We start from the raw sequence: 15563 nt of genomic DNA, 5'->3' as shown, positions 1-15563 counted from the left end.
ATTATGTCTATCGAACAACAAATTGCCGATTTAAAATTAGTCCCAGTTATCAAAATAACTGACCCAGCTCATGCCGCACCTTTAGCTGAAGCTCTCATTGCTGCTGGTCTCCCCGTAGCCGAAGTGACTTTTAGAACTGACTGTGCTGCCGAAGCTATCAAAATCATGTCAAACTATAAAGACCTACTGCTTGGTGCAGGCACAGTGATTAATGCCCAACAAGTAGAAGAGGCAAAAAATGCTGGCGCTACTTTTATCATCTCTCCTGGTTTTTCCCCGGAAGTGTCAAAAGCCTGCTTAGAGTCTGGCTTAATTTATTTCCCAGGCATTGCATCACCACGTGACATCCAAGATGCACTCGCTGACGGTTGGAAGACATTAAAGTTCTTCCCAGCAGAAGCTTTAGGTGGCGTAAAAACTCTCAAGGCCTTTGCTGCGCCGTACCCAGGTATTAAATTTGTTCCAACAGGTGGTATCAACGCCGACAACGTCGGTCAATACCTAGAACTCCCACAAGTACAAGCTTGCGGTGGCAGCTGGATGGTACCCAACAAACTTATGGACGAAGGTGATTTTGCTGGAATTACTGAGATCGCCAAAGAAGCTCTTAACAAAGTTAAATAAACGAGGACAGAATTATGAAAACAGTTGTTTGCCAAGAACCCTACAAATTCACCATGGAAGAAACAGAGAAGACTCCTGTTAAAGAAGGAGAAGTTCTCGTGAAAATTCGTCGCATTGGCATTTGCGGCACCGACCTCCACGCCTACCAAGGCAACCAAGCCTTCTTCGAATACCCTCGCGTTTTAGGACATGAGCTCTCTGGTGAAGTCACTGAATTTGGTACAAATGCAGATCAAAGCAAGCTCGCTATTGGCGATAACGTTCTCATCGTGCCCTACCTCCACTGTGGCAAATGCGTCGCTTGTAGACGTGGAAACACGAACTGCTGTGCCAACATGCAAGTTATTGGTGTTCACCAAGACGGTGGCATGTGCGAATACATTAGCGTACCAGCTAGTCACGTTCTCAAAGTTGATAATTTAAGCCTCGATGCCATGGCTCTCGTTGAATGCCTTGCTATTGGCGCTCACGCCGTTCGTCGCGCCGACATTCAAGAAGGCGATAACGCTCTTGTCATTGGCGCTGGCCCCATTGGCCTAGCCACCATGCAGTTTGCCAAAGCTGCAGGTGCAAATGTGATTGCTCTCGACCTCAACCAAGAACGTTTAGACTTTTGCCAAGCCGACATTGGTGTCGCTGCTACGGTTAACCCCACTAGTGAAGATGCGATTGAAAAAATTAAAGAACTCACAAATGGTGAATTTGCCACTGCTGTTATCGATGCGACTGGTCATGCAGGCTCAATGATGGGCGCCGTTGAATATTGCTCTCACAGTGCGAATTTAGTTTATGTTGGTCTCAGTAAAGATAAACTTTCTTACGATCACCCAAACATCCACAAACGTGAACTCACTATCATGTGTAGCCGTAACGCTACTTTAGAAGACTTCCAACACGTAGCCGACTGCCTAAACGATGGCCGCGCAAAAAGCACTTGTATGATCACTCACACTTGTAAATTCGAAGACATGATCGAAGAATTTCCTGCGTGGACCAAGCCAGAGACTGGCGTCATCAAAGCTATGGTTGAACTCAACGATTAATAATCTCTGAGTCTGTCAAGGCTAATATTATCCTTAGTCGCAGTCCTTGGCAGGCTCACTTCCTTTAAGGCATACATCATGAAAAAAGCACTTCCAAAAGTCATCTTCGGAACCTCTTCACTAGGTAATCTTTATTCCGCACCGCCCTTCGAGACAAAACTCAACATTGTCAAAGAAATTGTCAACGCCAATCCAGAGCTTGCGGTCTTTGATAGCGCAGGAAAATACGGTGCAGGCTTAGCCCTCGAAAGCTTAGCCGAATGCTTGAGCGAGCTCAAGATCCCAAAAGATAAAGTTCTCATCAGTAACAAACTCGCATGGAAACGAGTCCCTTTAACAAGTGATGAACCCACTTTCGAACCTGGTGCATGGGTCGATTTGAAAAATGATGCCATTCAGGATATTTCATACCAAGGCATCATCGATTGTTACGAACAAGGCAACGAGCTTTTAGGCGATTACGATGCCCAACTCGTCTCTATTCACGATCCCGACGAATACCTCGCATCTGCAAAAAACGACGAAGACTTAAAAGATAGAAAAGAAAAACTTCTCGAAGCTTTTAGAGCTTTAGACGAACTTAAAAAATCGGGACGAGTTCAATCGGTCGGAGTCGGCGCTAAAGACATCTCCGTTATTGACTTCATCTCCGATCACTTTCAACTCGACTGGGCTATGTTTGCCTGCTCGATCACCCCCTATACCCACAGCGACTTCGCCATCAAACTCCTTAAAAAGCTAGGTCAGCAAGGTGTTGATGTGATTAACTCAGCTGTATTCAATGCTGGTTTTCTCATTGGTGGCACCCATTTTGACTACCAACTCATTTCACAAGAAACTCATCCCGAAGTTTTTGAGTGGAGAGATAAGTTCTTCGCTATATGCCAAGAATTTGATATAAAACCCGCCGCGGCCTGTGTACAATTTTCATTTTTATTCCCAGAGATCAAAGCGATTGCACTCAACACGAGTAAACCTGAACGCGTTAAATCAAACATGGATTTAGCTCACGCGAAAATCCCGCAAGGCTTTTGGGACAAAATGAAAAGCGAAAAACTGATCAATATTTAAACTGGAATCATCATGCCTGAAGTTAAATTTAAACGCTACTGTAAAACATTGACTGTAAAAGATGACCCCCAACTCATCAAAGAATACACTGAAGCTCACTCTATGGGCAAAGCCTGGCCAGAAATCACTCAGGGAATGAAGGATATTGGCATTACCGACATGGAAATCTATATCTTTAGCAATCGCTTATTCATGGTCATGGAAACCCTGCCGGATTTCGATCACGATAGTGCTTTTGCGAAGCTCGCAAACATGCCTCGCCAAAGTGAGTGGGAAGCTTCTATGGCGAAGTTTCAAAACACCTCAGCCAATGCTTCGGCAGATGACAAATGGCAGCTCATGGAACGCATTTACAAGATGGATCAAAAACACGAACGCCGAGCTATTGAAGGCCAATTCGTTTTTCGATAATTCAAGCCTTCTCTAATGAGCTAATTTCTTCTGACTCAATAAGTCTGGACTTAGCTGATTAGAGAGTTTGAAAGCCTGCGGGTTTCGTTTAAACTATGAAAATTATTTTATAAATTTCCAAGGATCTACGCTATGTCAAATAACGAAGCCGAATCACGCTACGCAAAACGCGGTGTTTCTTACTCCAAAAAAGAAGTTCACGACGCCATTAAAAACGTCGATAAAGGCCTCTACCCACAAGCTTTCTGTAAGATTATCCCCGACTTCCTAGGTGGCAGCGATGATCACGTTAACATTGTTCATGCGGATGGTGCTGGTACAAAGTCATCACTCGCCTACATGTACTGGAAAGAAACTGGTGATCTCAGCGTTTGGGAAGGCATTGCTCAAGACTCTATCGTGATGAACGTCGACGACATGATTTGCGTCGGTGTGACCGAAGGCATGCTGATGTCTTCTACCATCGGCCGTAATGCCAGCAACATCCCTGGTGAAGTTATTTCTGCGATCATCGCAGGTAACGAAAAGTTAATTCAATTTTTTAACGACAATGGCATCCCCATGGTTAACACAGGTGGAGAAACTGCTGATGTCGGCGACCTCGTTCGTACAGTTATTGTCGACACAACTGTCAGTGCACGTATCAAAAAATCACAAGTAATTGACGCCGCTCGCATGAAAGCTGGGCAAGTCATTGTTGGCCTTGCTTCTCACGGGCAAGCCACTTATGAAAGCGAATATAATGCTGGCATGGGCTCCAATGGTCTCACATCTGCGCGCCACGATGTTTTCGCCAAAGAATACATGAGTCGTTTCCCCGAAGCTTTTGACCCTAACACGGAAGCTGATCTCGTTTTCAGTGGCAAATACAAGCTCACGGACAAAGTGAATGACATGCCACTCGACATGGGTAAAGCCGTACTTTCTCCCACTAGAACTTATGCTCCCGTAGTGAAATCTATTTTCGACGAAGTGGGTCGCAATCGCATTGGTGGAATCATCCACTGCAGTGGCGGTGCACAAAGTAAATGCCGTAACTTCGGTAGCAACCTTCACTTCATTAAAGATAACCTCTTCGAAATCCCACCACTTTTCAAACACATCCACGAATGCTCGAATACTCCTTGGCACGAAATGTATGCCGTATTTAACATGGGTCACCGTTTAGAACTGATGGTTGACGAAGAAATCGCAGATAACATCATTAAGATTTCTGAATCATTTGGCATCCCTGCTCAAGTTATCGGTCGTTTGGAAGAAAACCCTCAAGGCAATAAAGTTACAGTTACATCACCTTACGGCGAATTTAACTACTAAATCTCCAAATTAATTGAGTCCGCTTCAATTTCTTAATAAAAATGAATCGGACTTAAATATCCTTTGTATTTTGGAGCTACTCGCTTAGCTTAGGGCTGAATTTGATTCTTCTCAGGAGGCACTCACATGTCTAATCAACAAATATGGTTTGAACGTATCTCTTCTCTTCTCGAAGAAGAGGACGATAAACAAATCAAAGAAGAGCTTCTTGCTCTCGAGCCTGCTGATATTGAAGAAGTCATTTCCCAATTTGATAGCTTCAAAGAACAGAGAACAGTTTTTCGCTTAACTGAAGATACGGAAAAGCGCGCCGAACTGCTTTCACTCCTCGAAGATGACCTCAAAATCAAGTTAGCAGAAAATGCCGACCCAAAAAATGTCGCTCGTCTTATCGAAGAAATGGCCTCCGATGATGCGGCCGACTTTCTTGCCGACCTAGAGAACGACACCCTCATAAAAGAGATCCTCACTCATTTAGAAGATGAGGTTCGCCAAGACATCACTAAGCTTCTTTCCTTCGATGAAGAATCTGGTGGTGGTATCATGACCTCGGAACTTTGTGCCTTCCCAGATAACCTCACCGTGAAAGATGTGCTCAACTCACTGCAGCCCGAGACTCTAAAAGACCCCGTCATGTACATTTACGTAATTGACTCTGTCTCGAAACACTTCCAGGGGGCGATCTCACTCATTGACCTAATCAATGCCAATCCCGATGAGAAAGTCGGTGAAATTGCAGAACCAAGTTCAATTTGGGCTAGTCTTGATGAAGACCGAGAAAAAATTGCCGCAAAATTCCGCAAATATAACCTCTGGGTTATGCCCGTACTCGACCACCGCAACCAAATCGTAGGTCGTATTACCGTGGATGACATCCTCGATATCTCGATTGATGAAGCAGACGAAGATATAGCGATCATGACGGGTACGAGTGAAGTTGTTTCTCACGACGCCAATCTCATGGAAGCTATTCGTCTCCGCCTCCCATGGCTCGTCGTCACACTTCTCCTCGCTTTAACCAACGCCTTTGTGATCGGTCATTTCCTTAAATCTCTCGATAAATTCATTGTCCTCGCTGCTTTCCCAACCGTTATTGCCGCCATGGGGGGCAACACAGGAATGCAGGCTGCCACCGTCTTTATTCGTGAATTAGCACTCGAAAAAATCTTACCGGAAGAATTCAACTCACTGATCCTCCGTGAAACTTTATCTGGCTTACTTATGGGTATTGTTTGTGGCCTCATTGCAGCTGTCATTGCCTACATCGGCATCCCCTTACTTTATGCAGATGGCAATAGCTTAGATCCCTTCATTTTAGCAAAGATCATCTTCTTCTCCGTCTGTTTCGGCATGACCACTGCTAGTCTAATCGGCACTCTAATTCCTATAATGTTGCGTAAAGGTGGTCTCGATCCTGCCGTTGCTGCAGGACCTTTTGTCACAACAATGAATGACATCTTATCTTCCTTCATTTACTTCCTCATTGCCACAACGCTGCTCAAAGTGTTCCTTTAATTCTCGTATCATAAGTTCACGCAATGTATAATGAAAAAGAAACCAAGCCCCTTGCAGTAATTGTCCTTTTGACAATTTTCTTTTCTTACATTGCATTAGAAAACTTCAGCTACGAAATTAGCAACCGCGAAAGCACCCTAGGTCATATCACACGCCACATAAGTGAACATGGCTTCTTCGAAAACTCCATGCTCGGCACCCAGACACAACGCTCACCCTTTTTCTCTTGGCTGAGTCTCTTTCTGAGTGGGGGGCAAATCCATCACTTCTCCCTGCGCCTCGTTTCGGTATGCGCCCTTATCGGTATTGCTTTGATTTCCTTCTTTTCTGCCAAACGCTTTGGTGGAGTCAAATCGGCTTGGCCTGCTCTCGCTTTCAGTTTAACTTCTGTTGCAGTCGTCAACATGTCCACACGTGCCGAAGAAGGCTTACTCACAGCTTTTTTCATGGCTTGTGCTTGGCTCACTTGGTACAGCATTAGCCGCAAGAGTAAACGTTGGTTTCGAGCTTGGTTCTGGGGGATTTTCTTCACCTCGATAGCCGCCTCTATTAATGGCCCTCAGATGTACCTTTTCTTTTATCTCCCAACGCTATTTATGACTCGCCCTACCGATGTTCGCAAACGTCTTGTTATGTTGCCTCACCTCAGTGCTGTCAGCTTTAATATCCTCATCATCATTGCAGTTCAATACCTGCTCACTAATTTAGCGAGTAGCCGTGATTTGGCTTTCACCTTTTTTAGTACCGATGTGAACCCACCACAACGCCCTGATTTCCCTTTTGATGAAGGTTACTTCAAAGCCTCAATAAAATTTGCTTTCAATTCGCTCTCCTATTATTTACCTTGGACTTTTATTGCTTGGACGGGATTTTGCGAAGCTTACCGACTCGTTGAAAAAACTTCTGATGCAGGACCCGAAATTTTCCGCTTCATGCGCAAAGTCACTTGTGTTCTTTTTTTCGCATTCATGTTCTACCCCGAAACCAACGCCTATTCACTGCTCCCCTTAATCTACCCACTCTCTGTAATGGCCGCCCTCCATTACCCCATCTATGCACGTCGTTATGGAAAATTCGTCAACAATATTGTCCGAAGCCTCATCATTATAAATTTCATTGCTCTAGCTGTCATTGCCATATTCATTTACCCTCTTCTTAATGAGCAACACAACAGCTACCAAACTCTTCATATCAATAGCGCCCTGTACTTGATCATTGCGGGAATCATTATTTCAATTTTATGCTTCTTCAAAATGTTTAAGCGCCAAGCCCTATGGTACAAAATATCTTTCACCGTTATCCTCATCTACTTTAGTGTTGATTCAGCTCGCCACATGAGAATGGATGAATTTAAATATAGTAAGCAGCAAACGGCAGAACTTATCGAATCCAGTATCAATGACCCTTCGAAATTAGTCTACAACTTTTCTGGGCAGAGCCTGCGCTCCGAACTCTTTTATCTCAAAAATGACTCACAACGAGTCACTGACCCGATAGAAGCCGAAAATTTAGAAGAGACCATCTACGTCATCGGTTCGGACTCAAAGCCCGTGCGTATTTGTACTGACTCCGTGCGTTACAAATGGGAAGCCATTAGCGAGCCCATCAAGGTCAACGACGAGATCGTCACTGTCTACAAAGGTATTGTAGCCATCGCCACCAATGGCGAAAGCAAATAAATCCTTACTCTCAAGTCGAGGTAATCTTCGACTTCATCATCATCTTTTTTACTAAGCTGAATTCCCTTTACATAATCCTGTATTAGATTAGCGAAATTTTTTATAAATCACTTTAGGAAACATTTTTATGAGACTCTCAAAACTCGTAGGTAAACGCGTCAAAGAAGCACCCAAAGATGCTCAAAGCGCTAGTCATATTTTTCTCATGCGTGGCGGTTACATTCGCCCCGTATCCACAGGCATTTACACTTTGCTCCCACTCGCTAAGAGAATGACCACAAAAATCGAAAACATTATTCGTGAAGAAATGGAAGCGGTTGATTGCCAAGAAATCATGATGCCAGTGGTGAACCCTGCTGAAATTTGGCAGGAATCAGGACGTTATGATAGCGTTGACCAAAGTCTCCTACGCTTCAAAGACCGCAATCAAAAAGACATGGTATTGGCCATGACTCACGAAGAAGCGGTATGTCATATGGCGAGAACAGAAATCACTTCCTACAAGCAGTTGCCTGCATCAGTTTACCAGATACAAACTAAATACCGTGACGAAGCTCGTGCTCGTGCAGGCCTCATTCGTGTGCGCGAATTCACTATGAAGGATGCCTATTCTTTCCACGATAGTGAAAAATGCCTTTCTGATTACTACGATCGCGTTCACCAAGCATATGAACGCATTTTTGAGCGCGTAGGTTTAAGTGACTGTGTTTCTATTGAATCTGACGCCGGAATGATTGGCGGTTCACTTTCCCACGAATTTATGGCTATTTCTGATATCGGCGAAGATACCCTCTTCCTCTCACCTGACCGTCAGTACAAAGCCAACCGCGAAATTGCTACCGCTAAACTTGTCTATAAAAAAGAAGAGGCTCAAGAACTCGAAAAAGTTCATACTCCGACTCAAAAAACGATTGAAGAAGTCTCCAAGTTCCTCGGTGTCGCCGAGAGCGATACAGCCAAAGCCGTTTTCTATGCATCTGCTTCAATTGAGGATAAAGTCATTCTTTGCATCATCCGCGGCGATTTAGAAGTCAATGAAACAAAGCTGGGCAACCATCTCTCATGTGGCGATTTAGTGGCTGCCAACGATGAACAAATCCTTGCTGCTGGTTCAGTCCCTGGTTTTGCTGCTCCTATGGGACTCAACAAGGACAAAGTCATCATTGTTGCCGATCCTTCAGCCCTTGAAAGCTCCAACCTCGTTGTCGGTGCCAATGAAGCTGCATACCACTACAAAAACTTTAACTGGGAACGCGATTTCGATGGCGAAGCTGACATCATTGATGTGGCGACTGTGCGCGAAGGCGACCCTTGCCCCGTAACGGGAGAACCCTTAGAAATGCTCAAGGGTATTGAAGTGGGCAATATCTTCCAACTCGGAACAAAATATTCAGATTCCATGGGAGTTCGCTACCTCGACAAAAATGGTAAGGCCCAAATTCCAACTATGGGTTGCTATGGCATTGGCGTTGGCCGTGCCCTCGCCTCTGTTTGCGAACAGCGCAACGATAAGTGGGGACCAGTATGGCCCATCTCTATTGCTCCTTACCAAGTTCATGTTATCGCCCTCACAGGTGGTCAACCAGAGATTAAAGAAGAAGCCGAAGAACTCTACAAGAATTTACAAAAAGAAGGCATCGAAGTTATTTTTGATGACCGTGACCCAAAACCAGGTTTTGCCTTCAATGACGCCGATCTCATTGGCGTTCCTTTACGTTTAATCATTTCAAAGAAATCTATGGCTCAAGATAGCTATGAATTCAAAACTCGTGATGGTAGCGAAAAAGAACTCATCCCCAAAGCAGAAGCTTTTGAGTTCATCGTAAATCGAGTTAAAGCGGAACTCAATAAGTTCAAGTAAACTCATACACCACTTTTAAACGGCTTAAACCCATTGGGTTTAAGCCGTTTTTCTTGCTTAGCTCAAAGTACACGATTAAGGTAGCTAGAGAATTAAAATGTGAGTAAAGGGAGCCCATGTCAAAATTAAAAAGTTTATTTCAAGAGAAACCGTTCGTTCGCCACGCGACTTATTTTGCGCTTGCCGCAATAAGTTTTCAGTTATGTTATTTGGGTGCGACGCTATTTTTCCCCGTTTATTTCTTCGCTCTTTGGCAACTGACCAAGATGAAGTCAATTTCAAAAGCCTTTCTCACTGGCATGCTTTTATCTTTTTGCCTCTATATCTATCACTTACAGTTTTTCATTAGCATCTTCAAGCAATTCTCTTATAGCCTCTTTTGCATACTTGGTTTTTGGCTGGCCATCTTTATTGCGATCTCTTGCTGGCTTCGCAAATGCTACTCGGAGAAGTCTCTGATTTTACTTATCCCCCTGCTTTATTTCGCTCTCGAGTTCACGCGTTCTGAACTTTACCCGCTCAAATTCTCCTGGCTGATTCCTGGCCTCGCCTTTGCCGATTCCAGTTACTTTGCCGGACTTGGACTTTTGGGTGTCTTCGGAATTTCCTTACTCTGCCTCTTGCTCGTGGCTTTAGGGGAGCATCTCATTCCAAAGCAAAAAAACTTTTTAATCGCCATAATGGCTTTCGGGCTTCTTTGCCAAATCACTAGCTTTATCCCCGTCAAAGAAAACAAAGTCAGTTCGGGGCCAAGAATCTCTGGTATTCAATGGGAAATGGGATCTCGTGCTGAAATACTCGCTTCACTCAATCAAGCCAAAGAACTCTACCCCGACACAGAACTTTTCTTTCTTAGTGAGTATTCCTTTGACGAAGGCATCCCCCAAATGTTTAAAGATTGGTGCCGAGAAAACAAAACTTACCTCTTGGCAGGTACTACCGAGACCATTAAGGATAGTGCGGTTCAAGAATCTAACAAAAAAAGCCTTCACGCAAAGCTCAAACATAAAGCCTTCTATAACATGGCCATGGTCATTGGCCCCAATGGTGAAGTGGTTTTCAAACAAGCTAAAGTGATGCCCATTCAATTTTTTAATGATGGCGTTCCCGCTCCTGAACAAAACTTATGGAAATCCCCTTGGGGTGATCTAGGCATCTGTATTTGTTATGACTTGAGCTATACAAAAATCACTGACGAACTCGTACGCCAAGGGGCTCAAGCGATCCTCATCCCCACCATGGATGTGGAATTCTGGGGCGAACGTCAACACAAACTTCACGGACGCATTGCTCCCACTCGCGCCAGCGAATATGGCATCCCCATCTATCGCGTCTGCAGTTCGGGGATTTCCCAATTTGTTAATCAAAGGGGCTTGGTTCATCAAGAAGGATCTTTTCCTGGTCAAGGCGATATTCTTTCAGCTAAAATCAATTTACAGGAAGCGGGTTCCCGCCCCTTGGATCGCTTCCTCATTTATCCCGCGATTTTAATTTCTGTCCTCGCCTTCCTCTACTCTTTCATTGTGTTTTTCAAAAAAAGAAAAAGTAAGAAGGAAAGCAAAACTATGAGCTGAGTGCTGCCTCTAAATCATATATAATGACCCTTTGAGTGGGGCAAAGCCACACTAGTCGCCTGGTCAAGGATTGGCAAATCCTTGCAGGGAGAGCTCGAGAGGGACAGAGTCCTTCTCGTATAGTCGCACCCTACTCCTTCTTGAGGCTTATCGTGAAATACTAAATCCCTTTAATACTTAACTTACCTCTGCCTCATTCGCTGCGTTGCGAGCCTCGAGCTGCTCTTGAATCTGCTGGCACTTCTTGCGTGAAAGCGGATAGAAAACAATGAGTATGATAGCTGCAATCACACCAATAATATCACTGGCAACTAGTAGCGTTTTCATATTTTCTAGCTGTTCCATATTGGGTTTCACTTCGGTATTCACATAACCCGCAAGTCTAGGCATGTAACCACTCAGTAAGAGAACGAAGACATCAGAGACTTTCGCTATAATACTACTAGCAGCTGCGTAAGTCCCCTCTCTGCGTTGGCCTGTAATAAGTTCATCTTCATCACAAACATCTGCCATCATCGAGGTATACACCAGGTTAGTAGTTTGTGCCCCAAATTGCGACAGTGCCCATACAACAACGATTAGGTAGGGGTAAGAAGGTGTCATCATCCATGGGATAGAACAAACACCCGCAAGCAAGACAAAAGTACCCATAAGTGCGGCTTCTTTCTTGCCCCAGTGAGTTGAAACCCAAAGTGCAATTGGCAAGGCAACAAAAATCACAATCGTTGACACGGTTCCACCAACACCGCCAATTTTTGACGCCACATCTTCACTACCACCCGAGGTGTAGTGCACATGTAAATAGTTCCCGATTATCGCATCGACGCCCATACCTAACATAACAAAGAGAATTGCACCTTGAATGAGCAGGAAAGATTTATTAGTAAAGGTCGCCTTGATCGCTTCTCCTAAAGGAATTTTATCCTTTTTATTAAAAGAAGGTTCTTCGGCAACTTCGTGATTTCCAAAAAAGACCGTCACAGAACAAATAATAAGGATCGCACCGACGATGATTCCTAGTACGACTGCGCCATTACTTACACCACCAAAAATGGGTCTCGCCGCAAACCAATAAAACCATGCGACCATAAATAGCCCGAGGGTCTCGACATACTTTTTCCAAGTGAAGACTTTGGTCTTTTCATCATAGTTTTTTGTCAACTCAAATCCAAGAGCCTTGTAGGGAACAGAATAAAAGGAATGTGCTAAAAAATAAGCTGACATCATGAAGAAGATAAAAACAAACTTAAAGTTTTCCGAGCTTATATGAAAGAAGTATAAATTGACTCCTCCCTCTACACTTGGCACCATCCACACAAAGGGCATCATAATCGCACAGAGAATCCCCGTAATTAAAATAAAGGGCTTACGTCGTCCCCATTTCGTGCGCGTCTTATCGGAAATAACCCCTGCAGTGGGATCGCCTATCATACTCACGGCCTTTGTCGCAGCCAAAACCCAACCCATTTTCACGGGGTCTAACTTCATATCAACAATAAATACATAGGTAAAGAGAGCTTGAATGAAGTTGGGGATGAAAAAGTCCCCTAGACCACCTGCACCGTATGCGAGCTTTTGAGAAGCCGGAACTCGGTCTTTTTCAGGTATGGGTAAGTTATCGTGCATATGAAGTTCCTTAATTAAAATTTGTGTGAGTCAATCAGTGATAGACGTCCTTTAGATAGAAGACTTGTTTTCTTAGACTCCTAAACTCGTGAGGATTTCCTTGATCGATAGATCTGCTGCACAGATTACCGTATCTGATGCTCCGTAATAAAGCCTTACACAATCGCCCTTGACTAAGTGACCATTGGTAAAAACAACATTGCCAAAAAAACCTTCCTGCTCATACTTGGCAATGGGCTCCATAATAGGCTTATTTGAGCGCGCAATAACTTTTGTGGGGTCATCTAAATCCAGAAGCAATGCCCCTAGACAATAACGAGAACTTTCATCGCAACCGTGATAGATTTCGAGCCAACCCTTCTCCGTTTTTATAGGAGCTGCTCCCGCTCCAATACGCTGACTATCCCAGAGTCCTGGACGAGTTTTTGCAAGGCAAGTATGATTTCCCCAATGTTGCATATCAGGTGAACTTGCCAGCCAAATATTCAGTTCACTCCAGCTATCCACTTTGACTACTGGACGATGTAAACACCAGTATTTCTGGTCTATCTTTTCTTCAAAAATTGCACAATCTTTATTGGGAGGTGGCAACATGATGCCATCGCGTTGAAAACTCTTCCAATCTTTTGTGGTGATTTTTCCCACTGCGGGCCCATACTCAGAAACGGCTGTGTAAGTCAAGACATAAGTATCTTCAATTTGAGTCACGCGACAATCTTCCATACCAAAGTCTTCGTATTCTCCAAGACCTAAAAGCAAAGGTTTTTCATGAACTTTAAAAGTGACACCGTCTTCACTCTCGGCTAAACGTAAATGCGAAAGCGTCGTCAAATATGTCTTGCCATCATAACTAAAAACACGTGCATCATCATAAACGAGTTTGGGGTCATCTAAAGTAAACTCCACAACACTTACACCATCTTGACTCGAGGGGTCTACAACTAATGTGGACAAGAAACCATCACGCTGCTCCATACGCTCAGCGACGCGCATCAATAGAAAGGTTTTTCCTTCAAATTGAAAGACTCCTGGATTGAGTAAGCATTCAACTTCAGCTCCTTTTAAACTTGGCACAACATCAGCAGGACTAATCAGTGGGTTTGCGTCAAAACGCTTGGCAATATCCATTACTGATCACCTTTTCTCAATGAAGCCAAGAAATTTAAAACTCCTCTCGGAGCTTCATCATGAGCGATATTAATTTTTAATTGAAAGTTCTTTTCTGTGCCTCCTAAATCAATCCTTAGAGTCATGTAGTATCCTTAATTTAAGCTCGCCAATTTTCCATAATTTCGATGCAAGCCCTGTTGAGTTCTATGGCTCGTGCTTCGGAATCAGCTTCGTTATAACAGCGCAATTCAGGAGCATTGCCTGAAGGGCGTAAGTGAATCACTTCTTTATTATCGAAAGTCATACGAACACCATCGGTCTGATCAATCGACGCTAGGCTACCGCTGAGTTGAGCAAAGAGTTCTTCGATGCGACTTTCTCCACCTTCTGAAGTGAATGATTTGAGTTTTTCTTGTGATCTTTCCGTAGGGAATTCCTTGAGTCGGTCAGAAATAGTGTAACGTGCTGGCAACGTCGCCACGAGCTCACTTAATTTGATCCCTTGCTTTTTTGCATCCACTAATAAAGCAATATGTAAAATCGCTGCGTCACGTGTTGGTAAAGCTTCTAAAACTTTAGCACCCTGCTTAAAATCAGAGTTAGTTAAAAATCCACCATTAGCTTCGTAGCCGACAACCATCTGTGAGCCAGACGCACTCGCTTCTTTCATCGAGGCGATCACATAAGGACTACCAATTCTCGTACGTTTAACCACAGAGAAGGATTCACAGAGTTCCACGGCAGAATTACAACTCACTGGAGTAGCAACCGCATCCGCGTTTAAAAATTGTGCACAAAGTATACCTGCTACATCGCCGCGAAGCCATTGACCTTTTTCATCTGAAATCAATGGACGGTCACAGTCACCATCAGCACTTAAAATTGCATCAAAGTGACTTTCTTGTGCCCATTGAGCTGCTAAAGCAACATCTTCAGGACGAATCGCCTCTGTGTCTACTGGAATAAACTTTTCACTGCGCCCGAGCCCAACGACTTCGGCACCCAGCTGCTGATAAATACTTTTTAATGTATCACGCCCTACACAACTGTGTTCGTAAACACCTAAGCGAAGTCCCGCGAGTGTATCTGGAGCAAAAAAGTTCGTGTATCGTTTGATGTAGATTTCTTCTGCTTTCTCACAAATTGTAGCGAGCTCACGAGTTTCAATAAAGAAACCTTCGTCGTCGAAAACATTCTCGGGGATCGTCACTTCTTGAGCACGAATACCCTGCTCATCTTCTTTTAAAATCTCTCCGAGTGGCGTGTTGTATTTAATACCATTGCGATCGTCGGGAATATGACTTCCCGTCACCATGACTGAGGGAATTGTCTTAGAAAAACCGTAATACGCTACTGCTGGAGAAGCTATTTCACCTGAATAAACTGCCAAATAACCTTTATCTTCCACGGCTTTTACGACTGCCGCACAAATTCTTGGTGATGAAGGACGCAAATCACCTGCAATCGCAACTTCACTGCCCTCTTTAATATTATTGCTATTTTCTAAATGAGTCAGAAAAGCTAAAGTGTAAGCATAGCAGACTTCATCAGTCATGGCCGTCGCCAAACCACGGGCTCCCGAGGTTCCGAATTTGACACCACTTACTTCCATTAAATTTTCAATGTTCAACTTTTTCATTGCTTAAAACCTTATGTAATAAAACTTTTTGTTACGTAATAATTAAATAATAATACGAAACAAATTTAATTCAAGTGAATAAACAGATTAGAT

At 43.8% G+C, this 15563-nt stretch carries 12 protein-coding genes; 9 read left to right on the top strand and 3 right to left on the bottom strand.

The genetic code is table 11. The annotated features are described in order from the left end of the window. Positions 1-3 precede the first annotated feature (3 nt). From eda to LNTAR_RS15800, 9 genes are all read left to right on the top strand, one after another. Positions 4-624 carry a bifunctional 4-hydroxy-2-oxoglutarate aldolase/2-dehydro-3-deoxy-phosphogluconate aldolase gene (gene eda / locus LNTAR_RS15840; RefSeq protein ID WP_007279747.1) on the top strand — a complete coding sequence of 207 codons (621 nt, stop codon included), beginning with the start codon at positions 4-6 and terminating at the stop codon, positions 622-624. 14 nt (positions 625-638) lie between these two features. After that, on the top strand, positions 639-1667 hold the full coding sequence (locus LNTAR_RS15835) for a zinc-binding alcohol dehydrogenase family protein (RefSeq protein WP_007279746.1): 1029 nt from the start codon (positions 639-641) through the stop codon (positions 1665-1667). 78 nt (positions 1668-1745) lie between these two features. Next, complete coding sequence (locus LNTAR_RS15830; protein WP_007279745.1) at positions 1746-2738, top strand: aldo/keto reductase; 993 nt, start codon at positions 1746-1748, stop codon at positions 2736-2738. A 12-nt stretch (positions 2739-2750) separates the two neighbouring features. Beyond that, a complete protein-coding gene (locus LNTAR_RS15825; RefSeq protein ID WP_007279744.1) occupies positions 2751-3149 on the top strand; it encodes an L-rhamnose mutarotase in 399 nt (132 codons plus the stop codon). A 132-nt stretch (positions 3150-3281) separates the two neighbouring features. Next, positions 3282-4466: an AIR synthase related protein gene (locus tag LNTAR_RS15820; protein ID WP_007279743.1), complete on the top strand. Its 1185-nt coding sequence runs from the start codon at positions 3282-3284 to the stop codon at positions 4464-4466. Between the two features lie 126 nt (positions 4467-4592). Next, positions 4593-5981 (top strand): magnesium transporter, encoded by a 1389-nt coding sequence (gene mgtE / locus LNTAR_RS15815; RefSeq protein ID WP_007279742.1) that lies wholly within the window; start codon positions 4593-4595, stop codon positions 5979-5981. A gap of 23 nt (positions 5982-6004) precedes the next feature. After that, positions 6005-7660 (top strand): ArnT family glycosyltransferase, encoded by a 1656-nt coding sequence (locus tag LNTAR_RS15810; protein WP_007279741.1) that lies wholly within the window; start codon positions 6005-6007, stop codon positions 7658-7660. Between the two features lie 127 nt (positions 7661-7787). Continuing rightward, entirely contained in the window at positions 7788-9521 is a 1734-nt protein-coding gene (locus tag LNTAR_RS15805) for a proline--tRNA ligase (protein ID WP_007279740.1), read from the top strand. 116 nt (positions 9522-9637) lie between these two features. Continuing rightward, positions 9638-11095 (top strand): carbon-nitrogen hydrolase family protein, encoded by a 1458-nt coding sequence (locus tag LNTAR_RS15800; protein ID WP_007279739.1) that lies wholly within the window; start codon positions 9638-9640, stop codon positions 11093-11095. A gap of 177 nt (positions 11096-11272) precedes the next feature. Here LNTAR_RS15800 and LNTAR_RS15795 read toward each other — a convergent pair whose 3' ends face one another. The 3 genes from LNTAR_RS15795 to LNTAR_RS15785 form a co-directional block, all read right to left on the bottom strand. Then, positions 11273-12721 carry an MFS transporter gene (locus LNTAR_RS15795; protein WP_007279738.1) on the bottom strand — a complete coding sequence of 483 codons (1449 nt, stop codon included), beginning with the start codon at positions 12719-12721 and terminating at the stop codon, positions 11273-11275. 72 nt (positions 12722-12793) lie between these two features. Further along, complete coding sequence (locus tag LNTAR_RS15790; protein ID WP_007279737.1) at positions 12794-13849, bottom strand: glycoside hydrolase family 130 protein; 1056 nt, start codon at positions 13847-13849, stop codon at positions 12794-12796. A gap of 139 nt (positions 13850-13988) precedes the next feature. Continuing rightward, the gene (locus tag LNTAR_RS15785; RefSeq protein WP_007279735.1) at positions 13989-15470 is read right to left on the bottom strand and encodes a phosphomannomutase; all 1482 of its coding nucleotides are present in this window, start codon (positions 15468-15470) and stop codon (positions 13989-13991) included. Positions 15471-15563: the final 93 nt, after the last annotated feature.

It is taken from the genome of Lentisphaera araneosa HTCC2155, assembly GCF_000170755.1.
GTDB classification, from domain to species: Bacteria; Verrucomicrobiota; Lentisphaeria; order Lentisphaerales; family Lentisphaeraceae; genus Lentisphaera; species Lentisphaera araneosa.
This window is presented reverse-complemented; position numbering and strand designations above follow the sequence as displayed.

Excerpts from the sequence above, each read along its gene's own strand:
- LNTAR_RS15790 (WP_007279737.1), bottom strand. The coding sequence starts at position 13,849 with ATGGATATTGCCAAGCGTTTTGACGCAAACCCACTGATTAGTCCTGCT.
- LNTAR_RS15820 (WP_007279743.1), top strand. The coding sequence starts at position 3,282 with ATGTCAAATAACGAAGCCGAATCACGCTACGCAAAACGCGGTGTTTCT.
- LNTAR_RS15800 (WP_007279739.1), top strand. The coding sequence starts at position 9,638 with ATGTCAAAATTAAAAAGTTTATTTCAAGAGAAACCGTTCGTTCGCCAC.
- LNTAR_RS15810 (WP_007279741.1), top strand. The coding sequence starts at position 6,005 with ATGTATAATGAAAAAGAAACCAAGCCCCTTGCAGTAATTGTCCTTTTG.
- LNTAR_RS15835 (WP_007279746.1), top strand. The coding sequence starts at position 639 with ATGAAAACAGTTGTTTGCCAAGAACCCTACAAATTCACCATGGAAGAA.
- LNTAR_RS15825 (WP_007279744.1), top strand. The coding sequence starts at position 2,751 with ATGCCTGAAGTTAAATTTAAACGCTACTGTAAAACATTGACTGTAAAA.
- LNTAR_RS15795 (WP_007279738.1), bottom strand. The coding sequence starts at position 12,721 with ATGCACGATAACTTACCCATACCTGAAAAAGACCGAGTTCCGGCTTCT.
- mgtE (WP_007279742.1), top strand. The coding sequence starts at position 4,593 with ATGTCTAATCAACAAATATGGTTTGAACGTATCTCTTCTCTTCTCGAA.
- LNTAR_RS15830 (WP_007279745.1), top strand. The coding sequence starts at position 1,746 with ATGAAAAAAGCACTTCCAAAAGTCATCTTCGGAACCTCTTCACTAGGT.
- LNTAR_RS15805 (WP_007279740.1), top strand. The coding sequence starts at position 7,788 with ATGAGACTCTCAAAACTCGTAGGTAAACGCGTCAAAGAAGCACCCAAA.
- eda (WP_007279747.1), top strand. The coding sequence starts at position 4 with ATGTCTATCGAACAACAAATTGCCGATTTAAAATTAGTCCCAGTTATC.
- LNTAR_RS15785 (WP_007279735.1), bottom strand. The coding sequence starts at position 15,470 with ATGAAAAAGTTGAACATTGAAAATTTAATGGAAGTAAGTGGTGTCAAA.